Origin of the sequence: Snodgrassella sp. CS2 (assembly GCF_050310315.1) — a bacterium.
Taxonomy (GTDB): Bacteria; Pseudomonadota; Gammaproteobacteria; order Burkholderiales; family Neisseriaceae; genus Snodgrassella; species Snodgrassella alvi_E.
Map to the genome: position 1 here is coordinate 127,936 of NZ_JBNPBA010000005.1, position 18,923 is coordinate 146,858.

The window sequence follows — 18,923 nt, forward strand, 5'->3', positions numbered from 1 at the left end:
ATCAAAAGACAATAATCATCCCATTTATTATCAATATTTAATTTTAAATTGCTTATAAAAAATAAAATAATTAATTTTATTGCCATAAAATACAAAACAGGCAGATGATTGTCATATCATCTGCCTGTCTATCAGCAGTAATAATCTGCCGAAGAATAATATGGGTTAGCCCATCTGTACTGCCTGAATAGCCGTTAAAGCAATGGTATACACAATATCTTCAATTAGTGCACCACGCGACAAATCGTTTACCGGTTTATTCAGACCCTGCAACATCGGCCCCACACTCAGCACATGCGCACTGCGTTGCACAGCCTTATAAGTAGTATTACCGGTATTTAAGTCCGGGAATACAAACACAGTAGCCTGCCCAGCAACCTTGCTGTCCGGCGCCTTCTGTCTGCCCACACTAGGCACACTGGCCGCATCATATTGCAATGGCCCATCAATATGCAGATCAGGACGTTTTTGCTGTGCCAACTTAGTAGCTGCTGTCACCGTCTCCACATCAGCACCACTGCCGGATGAACCGGTAGAATAAGAAATCATCGCCACTTTAGGCTCAATACCAAATGCTTTAGCAGAATCGGCAGACTGAATGGCAATATCTGCCAGCTGCTCGGCAGTAGGATTCGGATTAACAGCACAGTCACCATATACCAGCACCTGATCCGGCATCAGCATAAAGAATACGCTGGATACCAGACTGGCACCCGGAGCTGTTTTGATTAATTGCAGAGCCGGACGAATGGTATTGGCCGTAGTATGTACTGCGCCAGACACCAGACCATCCACATCACCGGTTGCCAGCATCATCGTGCCCAACACTACCGTATCCTGCAATTGCTCAGTGGCCTGTTCAGGTGTCAGACCTTTGCTTTTTCTCAGTTCTACCATCGGTGCAACATAGCGTTCACGGATTGTGTCTGGATCAATGATTTCCAGTGAAGCCGGTAATTGAATATTTTTTTCCCGTGCTACTGCTTCCACTTCTTCTTTTTTAGCCAGCAACACACAGCGCGCAATTCCTTTATTTTCACAAATGGCCGCTGCGGCAACCGTGCGCGGTTCACTGCCCTCCGGCAGCACAATACGTTTATTGGCCGCACGGGCACGCGCCATCATCTGAAAGCGAAATGCTGCCGGCGCAAGATGCTCTGTCAATGGTTTAGCCTGTGCTGCACTCAGTAGCTGAGCATTCAATTGCGCAGCCACTGCACTGGCTACATCCTTAGCCTGAGCCACATCAATTTCAGCCGGAAGAGCAGTTACCACACCCAGACAATCAATTTTGCAGCCATGTGCGGTCAGTTCAGACTGTACCTCGGCAGCAAACCCAGCTGCAGGAGCATGCTCGGCATCAGCAGTCAGAATAAAGCCACTGATTTCTGTGTGGCCATGCGCATAATCATGCGCAGCCAGCAACAACTGCGCTGCAACCAAAGCAGGAGTACGATTTGCAATCGCTGCCACAAGAATTACCCGTGCGTTCAGCGCTGCCGCAATTTTCACATTTTGTGCCGGCAGATAAGTGCGACCCGCTTCCGGAACCGCACCTTCAATCACCACCACATCATGTTTTGCCTCAGCCAGCTGATGAAAAGCAGCAACAAACTCTTCCACAGCATCATCTGCTTGTCCCTGATATACCCGCTCATCCAAAGCATTCAGCGACTGTGGTTCAGGCAAAGTTTGCTGCAATACCGCCTGCACCAGTGCACCGGTATTATCCGCAGCTGTACTTGCGGTTACTGGTTTATAGTACAGCGGCACCTGTCCGGCTTGTAAAAATATCTGCGCCACACCCAGACCCACACAGGTCAAACCAGCCTGTGATCCAGTAGGCACCAGCAAAAATTGCGACATAAAAATCCCTTTCGTTGAACTAACACCAGCAGCAAACGCCGCATTTATTTTATCGCTAACGATTATAATTTACTTCGCTGCACTGCATACCGAGATACATCAATTTTTGCATGAAAAAACATAAGTCAGCCGAATATACATCATAAGCATAATAACACTTGATTTATCAGGCATGGCAGCAGTAACACAACTATCGCGACAACAGCACTTTAGAACCAAGCAAACTGCACAAACTGCCAACATAGCCATGCCTAATACTGTGTTAACCAGTCGAACTTTTATATATGCTCTTCCGGCACAATGCGCTTCCAATCCTGATATTTATTTCATATCGCTAATTTCGTATTTCTGTATTTCCTAATTTTTAAGTACGCTTAATTCAGCAATCGCATCTTTAAATTATTTATTCACATGAACCATAGGAGACATTAAAAACTAAATAATCAAAAAAGACTCTACCGTCAGACAAAAACAGAATGGTGCACTTCAGACTGAAAAGCAATGATCAACTGCCTGATGGAAAACACTGATAACAGCCGAATCTTTACGCACTTTAATAAAATACTGCCCATCCACTATTCATTCAGCTCACACTAGGGTACACATGTTGAAAAAAAAATTTTTCTATGCAATGGCTTTTGTTTTTCTTACATTATGCACACTATATTTATACGGAAGGAATAATATGGCCAGATTAACAACCGAGCAAACCAGCGCACGCACCACTGAAGGATTAACGACCATTAGCTCTTCTTTCAATGCCCCCACAGGAATTGCCTTCGACACTAAAGGCGCAATGTACGTTACAAACTGGTCAGGTAACTCAATCACTAAAATAAACACCAACGGCAAACGTGAGACCGTTTATGCCAATATTGAAGCACCAGCTGGTATTGTTATTGATGCACAAGATAATATCTATGTATCATCCTACGATGGAGATTACATTTTAAAAATCAATGCCAACGGTAAAGCTGAAAAAATTTCAGATGGCTACCATACCCCTACAGGTATTGCTTTTTCCAACACTGGCAAATTGTTGGTTACCAACCGTTCCACTGGAGAAATCGTATCACTGGATTTAAACAGCGGCCGCAAAGAAATCATTGCCCGGGGTTTAACCACACCAGTGGGCGTCACCCAATTACCGGATAACAGCTTAGTTGTTTCCCAGTATAGCGGTCGCCTCACCCTAATCTCACCAGATGGCAGCCAGACAGAATTGGGTCAAGAATTCAACCGTCCAGGCGTAGGCATTGTTACTGTTTCTCCAAACGTCGTTGCTGTGATTGACAACGGGGCTGACATGGTGCGTACAGTAGACGTTAAAACAAAAACTGTAAACACCTTAGTTAACTCAATACCAGGAGCTGTGGCATTAGCTTATCATCAGAATCGCTACTATATAGGCGCTTGGCAAAACAGCACCGTCTACGCATATACGCCACGAAACTAAACGGAAACAACAGCCAGCAACAAAACTTCTGAAAATCAAGGCATCGAATCTGGCTAACTGGTCAAAAGAAAACCTGAATTGCTAAAAGCCAGTTCAGGTTTTCTTACATCATTCCTGTTCAATTATCCAAAGCTATTCAGAACTATTAATAAAATATTTTTTCTCCAAATAAGCGTTGAAAAAAGTCAGGGTGCTTAGAGCTTTCCATTCATTACACAGCAATAGCCAGATAAATAGAATAAAAGCATATCAGTATCATTTCAAATTTGCATAATCGGTAGACTTATAATTCCTTACGCTTCAGTATTGATAATGTTAATATGCTGATTTTATATCGTATCTTTTTTTTGTTTACGTAGCCGAGGAAAGAAATAAATGAGAAAAATACTATTGGCTTTTCTGTGTCTGATATTGGCAAGCTGTGTAGTATCTGTAAAACCGGAAGATAAATTCAAATCCGGTGATTATATCGGGGGAGTAAAAATTCTGGCTAATAACTTCAATGCAAAAAGCAAAAAGCTGCAACAGAAAAATAAACCATGGAAAGATAAAGACATTCAGTACTTACAAACAACAGTAGCAGAACTGATTGCCATGGCTCAGAAAAATATCCAGCAAGCTACACCATCTGATTATAATAAACGGATTAAAAATTATCAGCTACTACTGACACTAAAAACCGAGCTCGAAGATAAAAGCTATAGTCCATATATAGAAAAATATCTCAGCCTGTACACAATAAATGGAATAAAAGAATCACTGGCTAAACAGTTTTATCAGCAGGCCAACGAAATTGTACCTGCCTACAGTGATGATTATCTGCGCAAAGCAAAATTATATCGGCAGGGCTATGAGTATTTCAATTATCAAGATATTTTTAAACGTGCTGAAGATAATCAAAATATGTATTATAAAACTGCGGCACAGGAATTTTACACAGACGCACAGGCTGATATACGTGAACGCAATTATAAACAGGCAGCCGCAAACTTCCGCAAAGCACATGAAGTATATCTGCCTTTAGGCAATTATAAAGACAGCGCCAAACAAGCAGACATTTATGAAAAAAAATGGCGCACCATTGAAGCAGAAAAACATTACCAGCAGGCACAAACCATAATTCGCCGCGCAAAGCGTCTGAGTGAATATCGCGAAGCTGCTACCTTATACCGTGCTGCCAGCGAGGTATACAGCCCATATGGTAATACCTATAAAAATTCCACCAAACTGGCAAGTATGTATGCGCAAAAAGGACAAATACACATTTTCGTCCGCGGCAACAACTATCTCGCTGATAACATACGTTCCGCATTACAAAAAAATTATGTTAATTTTGTCGATAATGCCAGTGCCGCCAATTTAGTGATTGATGTAAGCATGAACCGCGGCCAGTTTCAACAGTATAAAGAAAATATTGAAACCCAAAACCTCCATGAAAATCTGCGTGTAGGATCAAAACAGGTGGCAGATGAACACGGTAATATGGTTAATCAAGATGTGTATAAAGATTTCTATTTCAAAAAATATAGTGTCAAAACTGTAAATGAAGCAGAAATGATGGCTGAAGTACACACCAGAGGTCTGTACGCCCTAAATCGCAACTACCGTGCAAAAACAACTTCATCACAGACTTATTACTGGTTTGATGGAAACGTACCCAAAAAATATACCGCATATACCGAAGGTAAACTGCTTGCTCGCGAAGAACAATTTAATCAAACACGCCAAAAACTATGGTCACAGATGAGTGGTGATTTTTATGAAATGAACAGAATACTGGCCACTCAATAACTTTCACCACCTAAAGCCGCGATTTATTTCAGTGCTTGTAGCACCAGCAGAGCAAGCACTGATTTAAGTTCTACCTGTAATAGGGGCATTATGGTACAAACAGTGTTGGACTGGCAGAAAGAAGGCAAATAATGCTATTTAAAAGAAAAAACCCCTACTACAATCCAAAGAAATCGCATCATACACCTTACGGATTCTGTAATTTAGAACCAACAACCATCAAACAGCTTGACGTCTATCGCTGGAGCTTAGAAAGACACATCCACCATCTGCCCAAGCCACCTCAGCAAGGTTATGCACATTTTGCCCGTGAGTGGACGCAGTCACCAGATTTCACCCTCTCCGGTAATCGCCTATGGTGGATTAGTCATGCCACATTGCTCATACGTCTGAATCAATGCATGATTATTACCGACCCAGTGTTCTCGCAACGGGTATCGCCTGTATCCTTTGCAGGACCAAAACGCCGTACACAGCCAGCTGCAAGCATTGCCGAGCTACCCCATATAGATGTCATTGCCATTTCTCACAACCATTACGACCACCTAGACACAGCCAGTATTCGTAAACTGGCCGCACGTTTTCCCAATATCAACGCAGTCGTCCCCTTAGGACTAAAACGAAAACTACAGCAATTGGGCATTAACAACGTAACAGAACTAGACTGGTGGGAACAAACAAACATTCATAATATCTGCTTTCACGCCGTACCGGCACATCACTGGAGCCAGCGCAGCCTGTTAGACCGCAATCACACTTTATGGTGTGGCTGGATGATGCAAACACCTGAAGGCAGCAATACTTATTTCAGTGGCGACACCGGTTTCAGTGAAATCATGTTCCGCCAGATTGCCGAGCACTTTACCTCCACAGACATGGCAGCTATCCAGATCGGAGCCTATGCACCACGCTGGTTTATGCATAATCAGCACATTGATCCCGAACAAGCTGTAGCCATATTTAATATTCTGCGTTGCCGTCAGGCCATAGGCATGCACTGGGGCGCTTTCGAGCTGGCCGATGAACCTTTGGATGAACCACCGCAACTACTGGCCGCAGCCAGAGTTCGGCATGGATTATTACCCGATTGTTTTGAAAGCATCAAAATGGGAGACAGCCGCCCGATCACCTCTTCCTAACCCCAATAACAGAAACCGTTTCATGCTTCTGAAAAATTTCACTAGCCACAGCAAATAAAACATTAAAACTAAGGTTCGGATAATATAAAAAAATCAACCCCATTCTTCTGAATGGGGTTGATTTTATCTTATATGTGATTGCGCAAATCAGCCATCATCCGGTTAAATTCTTCCCGATAGGCCGGCGCTACATACGGACGCAGCAAAGTCAACGTCTGATGGGTACCGCGGTATTTAGAGTCCTCAGTTAGCTTACGTTCATACAGCGCACTGTCATAATCACACCAATATTTTGTAATTAGCCAGATATTTACAGCCATTTCCTTACGAGCAATTTCATCGGTCTGAATAAAGCCGGTATCTGTCAGCTGCTGCAACAAATTTTGCAGCAGCGGCGACACCCTTACACGGGTAAAATTATTGTGCTCACCCAGAAGTTCAGCACTTCGCGACAGCATTGCATTCAAATCACTAAATAAAAAACGGTATCGCCACATTACATCATACACACCAAACATATAATTCTTAATGGCATTCGTATCCTGCGGCGTCTCCACCTGCTGCAGATAGCACAGCAACTCCTCACTATAGCGCTTAAAGAGCTGCATAATGATTTCATCTTTATTGCGAAAATGATAATACAAATTGCCCGGGCTGATGCCCAAATAAGAAGCAATATGATTCGTACTGATGTTGCGTTCACCCTCCTCATTAAACAGCTTCAGACTAGCATCAATAATACGATTATAAGTATTGGGGCGTGATTCTTTCACCATATTCATTTCTTTCAGATTATGCTGTCTCTTACTGCACAAATCATACTAACGGCATTTTTATCAGACTACTGAGCGCCGTTACTGAGGCTGCCATATGGGCTCAGGCTCCAGCCGCACCTGAAAACGCTGTGCCACACAATTCTGCACATATTCAGACAGCGCTACCACATCAGCGGCAGAGGCATGATCTTTATTTACCAGAACCAGCGCCTGCCGCTCGTGTACCGCAGCACCACCCAACTGAAATCCTTTCAGGCCACACTGGTCTATCAGCCAGCCAGCTGCCAGTTTCACTTGTCCGTCCGGCTGCGGGTAATGCGGTAAGGACGGATATTGTTTCAAAAGGCTAGAAGCCAGTGTAGCTGGCACAACTGGATTTTTAAAGAAACTGCCGGCACTCCCAAGCACCTGCGGGTCAGGCAGCTTTTGCTTGCGGATATGGCACACAGCCTGTGCCACTATACTGGCGGTCAAAGCTTGTCCCTGTGCCAGTTCTGACGCCACCTGTGCCAAATCACCATAACGCAGCTGCGCTTTAAACACATGCGATAGCACAAACCGCACCGCCACAATCAGATAACGTCCCTCAGCATGTTTAAAAATACTGTCGCGATAAGCAAAACCGCACTCATCACAGTCAAGCCAGCACAGCTCATTCGTTTTAAAGTCGTAAACCTGCACCGCGTCAATACACGACTGCACCTCAACACCATAGGCGCCAATATTCTGTACCGGTGCTGCCCCCACCGTACCGGGTATCAGGCTTAGATTCTCCAGTCCGCACCAACCCTGAGCCAGCGTATATTGTACAAAATCATGCCAGTTTTCACCCGCGGCTGCTTCAACCACCACACGGTCTCCATCATCCGCCACCAGTTCAATACCACGATTGGCTACACGCACCACTAGCCCCGGATAATCAGCACAGAATAGAATATTACTCCCACCGCCCAGCCATAGCACGCGCTCGGGTTCAAATTGGGGTAAAGCCATGATTTTCGGCAACTGTTCAATATCAGTCAGCGACACCAACCAGCGTGCACGTACCGGCAACGCAAAAGTATGCAGCGGCTGTAAATCAGCATATTCTGTCACATCCATCATGATTCCTTTTCCGCCTGCATCAGCGCAAATCGCTCACTCTGCCGGTGCAAATACCATACCAGAGCCACCGCCGCACCGGTTAGCGCTAGCACCAAAGCCAGCCAGAAACCATACAAAGCCATACCGAAATACAAGCCAAACAGACATCCAAAACCCAGACCCAAACCCCAAAAACTAAATGCATGAATCAGCATCGGAATCTTGGTCAGCTTATAGCCGCGCAGCGCGTACGAAGCAATCGTCTGCGTAGCATCGGATAACTGAAAAACGGCCGCAAAAATCAGCAGTGTGCCGCCCAGCAATACGACCTCCTGATCAGCTGTGTACAAACCCACCCAGAAGTGCCGAAACAATAACAGCAGCACACCGGTAAAGCACGCACCCAGCAGTCCCATACTCAGACCCACACCAGAAACAAAACGGGCGCGTTGCCATTTGCGCGCACCTACTGCCTGTCCCACACACACCGCCAGCGCAATACCAACACTTTGCGGCAACATATAAATCAGCGACGTAATACTGATTACCACCTGCTGAGCCGCCACCTGAGTCACACCAAAACGCGCAATCAGCAAGCTGATAAATGTAAACAGGCTCACTTCAAGGAAAAACGACATCCCAATCGGAATACCCAATCGCAATAGCGAAGCCTGTACACGCCAGCGCGGACGTTCAAATCGAGCAAACAGCGCAAACGGTGCAAAATACCGCTGACGAACCACATAAATGCCCAGCACAATAGCATTAAACCAAAAACAAATAGCCGAAGCCAGACCACAGCCTGCCCCTCCCAACTCCGGCATTCCATACTTGCCATAAACAAAAATATAATTCAGTGGAATATTCAGCAACAGCGCAATCAAGCTCACCACCATAATCGGTTTTGGTCGGTTTAAAGAAGAGGCAAATGCATAAAAAGCTCGATGAATCATCGCTGCCGGCATACCCAAGGCAATAAAGAACACAAACTGACCAAATACACCATCCACATACGTGCCCATATTCAGCCAGTGCTGCATCGGCTTAATCAGCACCCACAGCAGCAACATGCCCAATATGCCCAGAAACAAACCGAACCACAGTCCTTGCCGACCCTGCTCACCGATTTCTGTGGTTTTACCGGCGCCATACAACTGTGCCAGAATCGGCTGCAAAGCCGTCATCACCCCCAGAAATGTAATATAAAGCGTAATGAACACATTCGAACCCAGAGCCACCCCAGCTAGATCATTGGCACTGGCATGGCCAGCCATCACCGTATCCACTACTCCCACACCCACCTGCGCTGCCTGTGCCACAAGAATCGGCAACGCCAGACGCAACAACCTGCGGCATTCAGCCCACAATTCACCACGTCCATGCAGATTCAGTTCAAACAACATCTTTCACCTACAAACTTAAACAATACAAACAATAAAAGACAGCAAACCATCACAGCCATCAAGCAGCCTGTTACCGCGCAGTAAACAATAAAACAGGCTGCCTGAATTTCTCCAGACAGCCTGCCAGCCAGAAAATCAGTTAGGCGCGTTTGCGGAATTCAAAAGTACGCGAATCGATTTCCACCTTATCGCCATTTTCAATATAAGCAGCTACCTGAATCTCAGCTCCACCTACCAAACGGGCATTCTTCATCACTTTACCAGAAGTATCACCTTTTACCGCAGGCTCCGTGTATTCCACTTCACGCACGATAATAGTTGGCAGCTCCACTGAAATAGCACGGCCGTCATAGAAAGTCACTTCACATTTTTCTTCCATGCCATCCACAATAAACTTGATGGCATCACCGATGTTTTCAGCTTCCACTTCATACTGATTGAATTCATCATCCATAAACACATACATCGGGTCAGCAAAATAGCTATAAGTACACTGCTTACGATCCAGTACCACTACATCAAACTTCTCATCGGCTTTATAAACCGTTTCCGTAGCAGCACCAGTCAGCAAATTTTTCAGTTTCATTTTCACCACGGCAGCATTACGACCGGATTTATTGTATTCGGACTTCTGCACCACCATTGGATCATTGCCCACCATAAATACATTACCCGGGCGCAATTCTTGTGCGGTTTTCATCTTTAATCTAACTTCCAAAAATGTTCAGCAAATAATAAGTACATCATTTTAGCGGAAGATGGCAGAATCTGGCTAGTTTTTCAAGCGCATTGTCCTGCGCATGCAGCATTTCAGACCACGCGGCTGCCGCTTTTACCCAACTTTGCCAATTGCCACACAAATTCTGCCACGCCACCACACGGCTTAACTCATCCAGCTTGCCAGCTCCATTTAAATCATCCGACAAAGCCATAAACGCCCTTTGCAGCTCTACTGGCCATCCTGTCGTAGCCTTTGCCCAGAAAGCATGCAGTTTTTGCACATGCGCATTCTCGTTCTGCCGATAAATATGCCAGAAAAAAGGTAAACCGGCCCATAAAGCACGCACAAAACTGTCTTCTCCCCGCACAATTGCCGCATCAGCCAGCCACAGTAGCTGATCAAACGCCGCCTGTGGTACAAACGGAATACGCACCATTGTGACATTATCCAACTCATATATGGCACCATCTTCACGCAAGGCATCTGTCGGCACAATCGAAACCGCACGCAAACTTTCCACCACCTGCCCACCAGCCAGCCACAACGTCACCGGCGTACCACCCTGCTGCCACATGTTCAACCATTGTGGCCAGCACACTGAAGCATAGGCAAATACCAGCCACAACTGGCCTTTATGCTGCTCAGGCAAACCATACTGTTGTCGGAATGCCTGCTGTAACTGTGGCTGCTGCCTAAATACAGCACGTTTTGTCAGATAATCTTTTTCACGCAGCAGGCCGCCACTGGCTGCATCCATACCCATAAACCAAAAGTACTTTTTCAGTCCGTCAGCCTGTAAGGACGGCATAGCATGCAAATCCAACGCCCAGTCTTCAGCCGTCAGATATTCCCAGTTTAGCCACAAAGGCTGACACCGGCTCATTCGTGCCCGCACTGCGTCAGGTAACGTACAACCAAAAGTTTCTATTACCAATACCGGATCAATAGCCTCAGCCAGCTGTCGCTGCATCAGCTGCTTATCCTGCCAGACTTCTACCATTACATGGGGCAAATACCCTTCCCGCTCCGGTACCAGCTTATTCAGAGCTTTCACATCATCAATCCACAGACGTACGCGTAGACAGAAATACTCTGCCAGCAGACAGCTTAAACGCCAGCCCACGCCCACATCACCAAAATTATCAATTACTCGGACAAATACCCACGCCTCAGCAACCAAATCATCCGAAAGCGTATTTGCAGATTGATTCTTACTACACATTAAAAAATCCTTACCCAAAGTCCGGATCCATAGCAGAAAATCGCCAATTTCCCATCTGTCAAGATAAAAACAGGCTTGACAAAACGATTTTATCCACATGAATTAAACCAGTCATGCTAAAGTCTGTAAAAAATCTGAACTGCTTTAATTTTTACAAACATTTTTTTTAAATATATGATTTTAAAAGAAATTTATTTTAGGCTTATTTTTTAGGCAAGCCCATGCAAGTCTTGATTTATAGGCAATTATGCAAGCCAGACTTTCATTTTCCACAGATTTATCCACAAATATTGTGGGCATATCTTTAAACCCTTTAACAACAAGGTTTTTTACAGCAAAACAACTCCAAAAAGAAAAATAGTCAGAAACCATTAGCCGCTATGGTAAAATAAACAATGCTCTCTATAGTAATAAAGCCATTATGTCAGATGCACTTTTTGCCAAAGAAACCATAGCAGTATCTCTAGAAGAAGAAATGCGCCGTTCCTATCTCGATTACGCCATGAGCGTAATTGTAGGACGAGCCCTTCCCGATGTACGCGATGGCCTCAAACCGGTTCACCGCCGCGTTCTTTACGCTATGCACGAACTCAACAACGACTGGAACCGTGCCTACAAAAAATCAGCACGTATCGTCGGCGATGTTATCGGTAAATACCACCCGCACGGTGATACCGCTGTTTACGACACCATCGTCCGCATGGCACAAGATTTCTCTATGCGTTACATGCTGGTGGATGGACAAGGTAATTTCGGTTCTGTGGATGGCGACAGTGCCGCTGCCATGCGTTACACCGAAATCCGCATGGCAAAAATTGCGCACGAATTACTGGCTGATATCGATCAGGAAACCGTCGATTTTATTCCAAACTACGACGGCAGTGAAAACGAGCCGGCTGTACTGCCTACCCGGATTCCAGCCTTATTGGTGAACGGTTCATCGGGCATCGCCGTTGGCATGGCCACCAACATCCCGCCTCACAACATCAACGAAGTAATCGGCGGCGCCAAAGCCTTGCTGGCCAACGAAAACCTCAGCGTTGACGAACTGATCGACCTGATTCCCGCACCGGATTTTCCTACCGGCGGCATCATCTACGGCCTTTCCGGCGTACGTGAGGGCTACCGTACCGGCCGTGGCCGCGTCATCATGCGCGGTAAAACCCACATCGAGCCCATTGGTAAGCACGACGACCGTGAAGCCATCATCATTGATGAAATCCCCTATCAGGTCAATAAAGCCAGATTAGTTGAAAAAATCGGCGAACTCGTACACAACAAAGTGCTTGAAGGCATCTCTGATTTGCGCGATGAATCCGATAAATCCGGCATGCGCGTGGTAATTGAGCTGAAACGCAACGAAAACGCCGAAGTCGTTCTTAACCAGCTGTACAAATTAACTCAGCTACAAGACAGTTTCGGCATCAACATGGTAGCGCTCGTAGACGGCCAGCCACGACTGCTCAATCTCAAACAGATACTGAGCGAATTCCTGCGTCACCGTCGCGAAGTCGTTACTCGTCGTACCCTGTTTGCCCTGCGCAAAGCTCGCGAACGTGGACATATCCTTGAGGGACAGGCCGTTGCTTTATCTAATGTTGACGAAATCATCGCCCTCATTAAAGCTTCTGCCACACCACCTGAAGCCAAAGCAGCCTTAACCTCACGTCCGTGGCGTTCCGGCCTCGTAGCCGACATGCTGGCTCGCAGCGACATCGATGTGCAGCTGGTGAAACCAGAGGATGCACCCAACAATACCGGATTAATTGGCAATGATTACTTCCTGTCGGATGCACAGGCACAAGCCATTCTGGATTTGCGTCTGCAACGCCTTACCGGACTAGAACAGGATAAAATTGTTGAAGAATACAGAAGTGTACTCGATAACATACTAGATTTGCTTGACATTCTGGCCAAGCCAGCACGTATCAACCAAATCATTCATGACGAACTGACCGCCATTCAGCAACAGTTTGGAGACGAGCGCCGCAGCGAAATCAACGCTTTCGGTGGCGACATCGCTGATGAAGACCTGATACCGCAGCGCGACATGGTGGTTACCCTCACCCACGGCGGCTACATCAAAACTCAGCAGGCAGACGATTATCAGGCACAACGACGCGGCGGCCGTGGCAAACAGGCCACTGCCACCAAAGATGAAGACTTCATCGAAACCCTGTTTGTTGCCAATACCCATGATTACCTGCTGTGCTTTACCAGCCTAGGCAAATGCCACTGGATAAAGGTGTACAAACTGCCTGAAGGCGGCCGCAACAGCCGCGGACGTCCGGTTAACAACGTAATTCAGCTTGAAGAAGGCGAAAAAATCAACACCATACTGCCGGTACGTGAATTCAGCGAAAACGAATACGTTTTCATGTGTACCGAACAGGGTATCGTTAAAAAAACCCCGCTTATCGATTTCTCCCGTCCGCGTACCGCCGGCATCATTGCCCTCGGACTCGACGAAGGCGACCACCTTATCGGTGCCGTTAAAACTGCCGGCAAACACGATATCATGCTGTTTTCCAACGGTGGTAAAGCCGTACGTTTCAGCGAAGACAACGTCCGCCCAATGGGGCGTAGCGCTCGCGGTGTACGCGGCATGAAACTGGCCGAAAACAATCAGGTGATCAGCTTATTGGCCTACGATGCCGAAGAAGATGGCAACAAACTGGTACTCACCGCCACTGCCAATGGTTATGGTAAGCGCACCATTGTAGACGACTACCGCCGCTCTGGCCGTGGTACTCAGGGCGTAATTGCCATCGATACCGGCGAACGAAATGGCGACATGGTTGCCGCCACCCTCGTAGCCGACAGCGACGATCTGATGCTCATTACCAGCGGTGGCGTACTCATCCGTACCAAAGTAGATCAGATACGCGCTACCGGCCGTGCTGCTGCCGGCGTCAAACTCATCAACCTCGATGAAGGCGAAAAACTGGTTAGCCTCGAGCGGATTGCCGAAGCAGAAGAAAACAGCAATACCGAAATAGATACACTGGATACGCACGACAACTGATGATTCCAGTGAACCAAAATAAAGCCGACTCTAAAAGTCGGCTTTATTTTACCTGTCCAAATAAATTCAGAATTAATAATTCATTGCCACACATTACTTGATAATAATAATGAAATCCACTATCATCTTTATCCACAAAAAGAAGTCACACTCAAAGGAAAAAACTATGTATGTTTGTCTGTGCAATGCCATCACTGATCGCCAGATAAAAGAAACTGTCGCTGCCGGTGCAAGCAGCCTGACTGACTTACAAGCACAACTTGGTGTCGCTACCTGCTGCGGCTGCTGCGCAGACTTGGCCAGCTCATTCCTATCCTGCCATCATGAAAATCAGACCAATTGCAGCAAACCCAACTCCAAATAAACAGCCACACCTCAGAATTACCCTAATTTCATCAATTAGCAGTACAAAAAAATAGCACCTGACAAAAAACTAAAAATAAACTCAAACCATCCAGATTAATCTAAAACTACTCTTCACTCTCTTTGCATACCCATACGGTAACAAAACTGATAGCCAGCATCAAAAATAAAACATTTCAGAGAACCATTCCCGCCAGCTAAACTATCTGCCGTCACCCACAGACCACAGCACAGGAAACGTATTTACATTATTTCAACTGCTTATTCAACGTCCATGCCGAAGGATGAGCAGAAAACCCAATATGCCCATAGTAATCAACTGCCTGTGGCGCTGCAATCAACACTACCTGCGCATCAGCACGCGTATGCTGCTGAACTTCACGAATCAATTGCTTACCGATTCCCTGCTTCTGATATCGTTCGTCCACCGCCAGATCAGCCAGATAAGTCACATAAACAAAATCGGTTAAGCAACGAGCAATCCCCACCAGCCTATCCTTGTCCCAAGCTGTAATAATCAGATTAGCATTATCCAGCATCAACTGAAAACGCTCCTCATCACCAATCGGCCGCCGCCCGCCCAACGTACAGTGACTATAGAGCACAGTAGCTTCAGCCAGTGACGGCTTAACATCATTACGGTAAACAATATCAGTCATTATTATAACCATTTAAAATTTTGGAATTTTATCTATAAAACTCCAATACATCCTGTCAACAATCAGCTTTTTACCCGTCATCCTCATTCAAACAAATATTCAAAGATGATGGCCAATATTGCTTAAATATTCTGCAAAGCTTACCTGCTCCCCCAGAGCACCTCGCTTACGTTGCTGATACCAGTCAATCTTATCATTTAAAATCCGTACATGTTGCTCCAGCTCAGCCTGCTGCTGCATAAACGCCGCACGTGTCTGCAATAACAATTCCAAGCGCTCTGAAATCGTTTCATCTCCTTGACTGCGCAAAAACACATACTGCTGCAACTGCGCCATACTCATACCCGTATTCTTCAAATGCAGCACAAACCGCATCCACTCAACATCCCTCTGCGTAAAATACCGACGTTTATTCGTACCTCGCTGAGGAGAAATCAACCCCAAACTCTCATAATACCGCACAGTCGCCGGAGTTAATCCAAACAAATTAGCAAAAGTGCGAATACTGAATTGCCGGCTATCAGAAGTAATCTTATCCATGACCAACACCATTCTTATTTATACATAATATCAAACATGATAAAATGTAATTAAACGTTAATTTAACAGTGCATTTTACAGTTTATTGTAAACAACAAACAAAGCATCGAACTCAAAAAACAAACACAGCAATACACATCTATATTTTCATCAAGGGGTTTAACGAATGGGCAATGCGTATTGGGCCGCCCGCGAAGGGGACATCCTATTACACACCTCCATGCTCGCAGACATCGTTGGTGCGGCTGTTGAAATAGCATGCTACGCAGCCATCACCGCCGCCGTAGGTTTTGCCATTTTTGGCACCATCACCACCGGCGGACTACTCCTAAGTGTCCTTGTCGGCGTACTCATGGCCATTTCTGGTGGTGATACTGTCGTATCCAACCTCTCCAACTGGGTCAGTAGCCTTTTTCCGCCCTCCGAAGATGGCAAAATCAAAACCGGATCGCCCAATACCCGCACCAACAGCAAAGCTTCCGCCCGCGCCGCAGGTGCCATAGATCAAAGCATTGAACTAAGTGACAGCAGCGAAGAACCACAGCAGCCCGAAAGCTTCGCCGATATAGCAGGTATACTTATCGCAGCCGGAGAAATCGCCCAGGAATTTATTCGGCCAACAGTCGCCTCACCCGATCCCAGAGCAGAACCCAGAGATGACGACAAAATACTTTGCCGCAAACATCCGCATCCGTTCGGCACAGATGAATATCTGGCCGAAGGTTCCCGCAAAGTCTACATCAACAGCCAGCCGGCCGTACGCAGCAACGACCGCAGCACCTGCGAAGCCAAAGTCACCGACGACCATGCCGGCGGCGTCAAAGTATCCAACAACGTACGCATCGGCGGCGAACCCATCGTCGTGCGTGAAATCAGAAGCGGCAAACATCCGGTTGCCCAGCTTATTGGTGTGGTTTCAGCCTTAAGACGTCCCCGCAAAATCTGTTCCAAAATCAAATGTCTTGTCCTGGCCATCGCCGGTAATGCAGGCACCAGCTTAGCCTCTGCCAAAATAGCACAAGCGGTAACCCGCGGCCACCCCGTCCACCTCCCCACCGGCGCCAAACTCCTCTTCGACACCGAAGAGCTCGACTTCACCCTCCCTGCCCATCTGCCCCTCCAATGGCAACGCTTCTACAGCAGCGTCGACACCCGTACCCACAACATGTTCGGCGCCGGATGGAGCGTCAGCTTCGAAGTCGAAATCGAAATCTCCCCCCAGCCCGATGGTTCCTGTGCCGCCGTCTATATCAACGAACAAGGCCGCCGTCTCGAAATCGACCCCCTGCAACCCGGCGAAGGCATACGCGGCATCAACGAAAACCTTACCATCCGCCGTGGCCGGCACAACCGCTGGGTTATCGAAGACGACGACGGCCTCTACCGCCTCTTCGAGCCCGACCCCAACAACCCTCACCGCCTCCACCTCACCGCACTTCAGGATCGCAACGACAACCGCCTCCTTCTTTACCGCGACAGCCACAGCCGCATCATCGAAATCACCGACAACGACCGCAGCACCTGCCTCTCCCTGCACTATCAGCATCCTCAGCACCCACAACGCGTCACCACCATCAAACAACAACTGGCCAATGGCCACAGCCGGGTACTGGCACAATACCAGTACACCGCACAGGGCGACCTCCGACACGTCATCGATGCCGAACAGCGGCACACCCGCACCTTCGCCTACGACACCGGCCGACGCCTCATCTACCACCGCCTGCCCACCGGCCTGCACTGCCACTACCAGTGGACTCACTTTGCCGATGCCGCCGAAACCGCCTGGCGCGTCACCCATCACTGGACCGAAGCAGATGGCCAGCGACAGGAAGACTATCACTTTCACTACGATATTGAGCAACGCCTCACCACCGTCAAAGACAGCCTGGGACGCATCAGCCAGCATTACTGGAACGAAGTCTACCAGATCACCCGCTACATCGACCCCCTTGGTCACACCACCGCATTTGAATGGAACGACAACCAACAACTCATCAGCGTCACCGACGCCCAGGGTGGACAATGGCACTACAGCTATGACGAACAAGGACGCGAAACCGCCGAAACCGACCCACTGGGACGCACCACCCAGACCCAGTGGTTACCCCACTGGGCCTTACCCACCATCAGCGTCGACCCCGACGGCAGCACCTGGCGCTACTACTATGATGAACGCGGCAACCTGCTGACCGTCATCGACCCCTTAAAACAACGTACCCACTACCAATACGACCAGCACGGCCAAATAACCAGAATCACCGATGCCAGAGGTGGGCACAAATACCTGCGCTGGAACCCGAACGGCCAGCTTATCCAACACACCGACTGCTCCGGTTCCCTGACCCAGCTTGGCTATGACCGCCATGGCAACCTGACCGACATCACCAACGCCATCGGCAACAGCAGCCGCTACCAATACAACGCTGCCGGCGACCTTATCAGCGCCACCTTGCCCGATGGCCGCCAAGAACACTTCAGCGTCAATGCAGCAGGACAATTACTGACCTATACCGACCCCGCCGGCCACACCACCCGCTACCATCGGGACCCGCGCGGACTGGTGCACCGACGCACCGATAGCGCCGGACGCAGCATCCGCTTTCACTATGATACCTATAGCCGGCTGACTACATTAACCAACGAAAACGGCGAGCATTACCAATTCACCTACGACGCCGGCGACCGCCTAACCGAACAGACCGATCTAGACGGACGTAAACAAAAGCTGACCTACGATCAGCTGGATAACGTCAGCGCCGTTCACTTTGCTGCCGGCAGCCCTGCCGAAATCACCCACCGCTTCACACGCGACGCCATCGGCCGACTGATTGGCAAACACACCCCCGACGGCAACACCGCCTACCAGTACGACCCCG

Annotated in this window: 14 protein-coding genes; 6 read left to right on the forward strand and 8 right to left on the reverse strand. The window is 47.5% G+C overall.

Annotated features, from left to right (window positions below; all coding sequences use genetic code 11):
• Positions 1-165: 165 nt before the first annotated feature.
• Positions 166-1,866: a phosphate acetyltransferase gene (gene pta, locus ACQP6D_RS08580; protein ID WP_427857955.1), complete on the reverse strand. Its 1,701-nt coding sequence runs from the start codon at positions 1,864-1,866 to the stop codon at positions 166-168.
• A 685-nt stretch (positions 1,867-2,551) separates the two neighbouring features.
• On the opposite strand from pta, the gene ACQP6D_RS08585 reads away from it, so the two are divergent.
• The 3 genes from ACQP6D_RS08585 (at position 2,552) to ACQP6D_RS08595 (ending at position 6,252) form a co-directional block, all read left to right on the forward strand.
• Positions 2,552-3,322, forward strand: coding sequence for a serine/threonine protein kinase (locus ACQP6D_RS08585; protein ID WP_367419103.1), 771 nt, complete (start codon positions 2,552-2,554; stop codon positions 3,320-3,322).
• A 375-nt stretch (positions 3,323-3,697) separates the two neighbouring features.
• On the forward strand, positions 3,698-5,113 hold the full coding sequence (locus ACQP6D_RS08590) for a hypothetical protein (RefSeq protein WP_427857956.1): 1,416 nt from the start codon (positions 3,698-3,700) through the stop codon (positions 5,111-5,113).
• 131 nt (positions 5,114-5,244) lie between these two features.
• Positions 5,245-6,252, forward strand: a complete 1,008-nt coding sequence (locus ACQP6D_RS08595; RefSeq protein WP_427857957.1) for an MBL fold metallo-hydrolase — start codon at positions 5,245-5,247, stop codon at positions 6,250-6,252.
• Positions 6,253-6,380: 128 nt separating this feature from the next.
• Here ACQP6D_RS08595 and ACQP6D_RS08600 read toward each other — a convergent pair whose 3' ends face one another.
• The 5 genes from ACQP6D_RS08600 to earP all read right to left on the reverse strand — a co-directional run bounded on the left by ACQP6D_RS08600 (position 6,381) and on the right by earP (position 11,457).
• Positions 6,381-7,034 carry a TetR/AcrR family transcriptional regulator gene (locus tag ACQP6D_RS08600; RefSeq protein WP_100140773.1) on the reverse strand — a complete coding sequence of 218 codons (654 nt, stop codon included), beginning with the start codon at positions 7,032-7,034 and terminating at the stop codon, positions 6,381-6,383.
• Positions 7,035-7,106: 72 nt separating this feature from the next.
• Positions 7,107-8,132 (reverse strand): UDP-N-acetylmuramate dehydrogenase, encoded by a 1,026-nt coding sequence (gene murB, locus ACQP6D_RS08605; protein ID WP_427857958.1) that lies wholly within the window; start codon positions 8,130-8,132, stop codon positions 7,107-7,109.
• Positions 8,129-9,514, reverse strand: a complete 1,386-nt coding sequence (locus ACQP6D_RS08610; protein ID WP_267391532.1) for an MATE family efflux transporter — start codon at positions 9,512-9,514, stop codon at positions 8,129-8,131. Before ACQP6D_RS08610 ends, murB begins: the two co-directional genes overlap by 4 nt.
• 139 nt (positions 9,515-9,653) lie before the next feature.
• Complete coding sequence (efp, locus tag ACQP6D_RS08615; RefSeq protein WP_025331610.1) at positions 9,654-10,214, reverse strand: elongation factor P; 561 nt, start codon at positions 10,212-10,214, stop codon at positions 9,654-9,656.
• A 43-nt stretch (positions 10,215-10,257) separates the two neighbouring features.
• Positions 10,258-11,457, reverse strand: coding sequence for an elongation factor P maturation arginine rhamnosyltransferase EarP (gene earP / locus ACQP6D_RS08620; protein ID WP_427857959.1), 1,200 nt, complete (start codon positions 11,455-11,457; stop codon positions 10,258-10,260).
• A 421-nt stretch (positions 11,458-11,878) separates the two neighbouring features.
• On the opposite strand from earP, the gene gyrA reads away from it, so the two are divergent.
• Both gyrA and ACQP6D_RS08630 read left to right on the forward strand, forming a co-directional pair.
• A complete protein-coding gene (gene gyrA, locus ACQP6D_RS08625; protein WP_370387603.1) occupies positions 11,879-14,482 on the forward strand; it encodes a DNA gyrase subunit A in 2,604 nt (867 codons plus the stop codon).
• 166 nt (positions 14,483-14,648) lie between these two features.
• Positions 14,649-14,846 (forward strand): (2Fe-2S)-binding protein, encoded by a 198-nt coding sequence (locus tag ACQP6D_RS08630; RefSeq protein WP_100140779.1) that lies wholly within the window; start codon positions 14,649-14,651, stop codon positions 14,844-14,846.
• 247 nt (positions 14,847-15,093) lie between these two features.
• Here the strand turns inward: ACQP6D_RS08630 and ACQP6D_RS08635 are convergent, their stop codons facing one another.
• Positions 15,094-15,504, reverse strand: coding sequence for a GNAT family N-acetyltransferase (locus ACQP6D_RS08635; RefSeq protein WP_427857960.1), 411 nt, complete (start codon positions 15,502-15,504; stop codon positions 15,094-15,096).
• Positions 15,505-15,603: 99 nt separating this feature from the next.
• Positions 15,604-16,044, reverse strand: coding sequence for a MerR family transcriptional regulator (locus ACQP6D_RS08640; protein ID WP_427857961.1), 441 nt, complete (start codon positions 16,042-16,044; stop codon positions 15,604-15,606).
• A gap of 166 nt (positions 16,045-16,210) precedes the next feature.
• Between ACQP6D_RS08640 and ACQP6D_RS08645 the strand changes: the two genes are divergently transcribed.
• Positions 16,211-18,923 (forward strand): DUF6531 domain-containing protein (locus ACQP6D_RS08645; protein WP_427857962.1); only part of this gene is annotated, 2,713 nt, incomplete at its 3' end.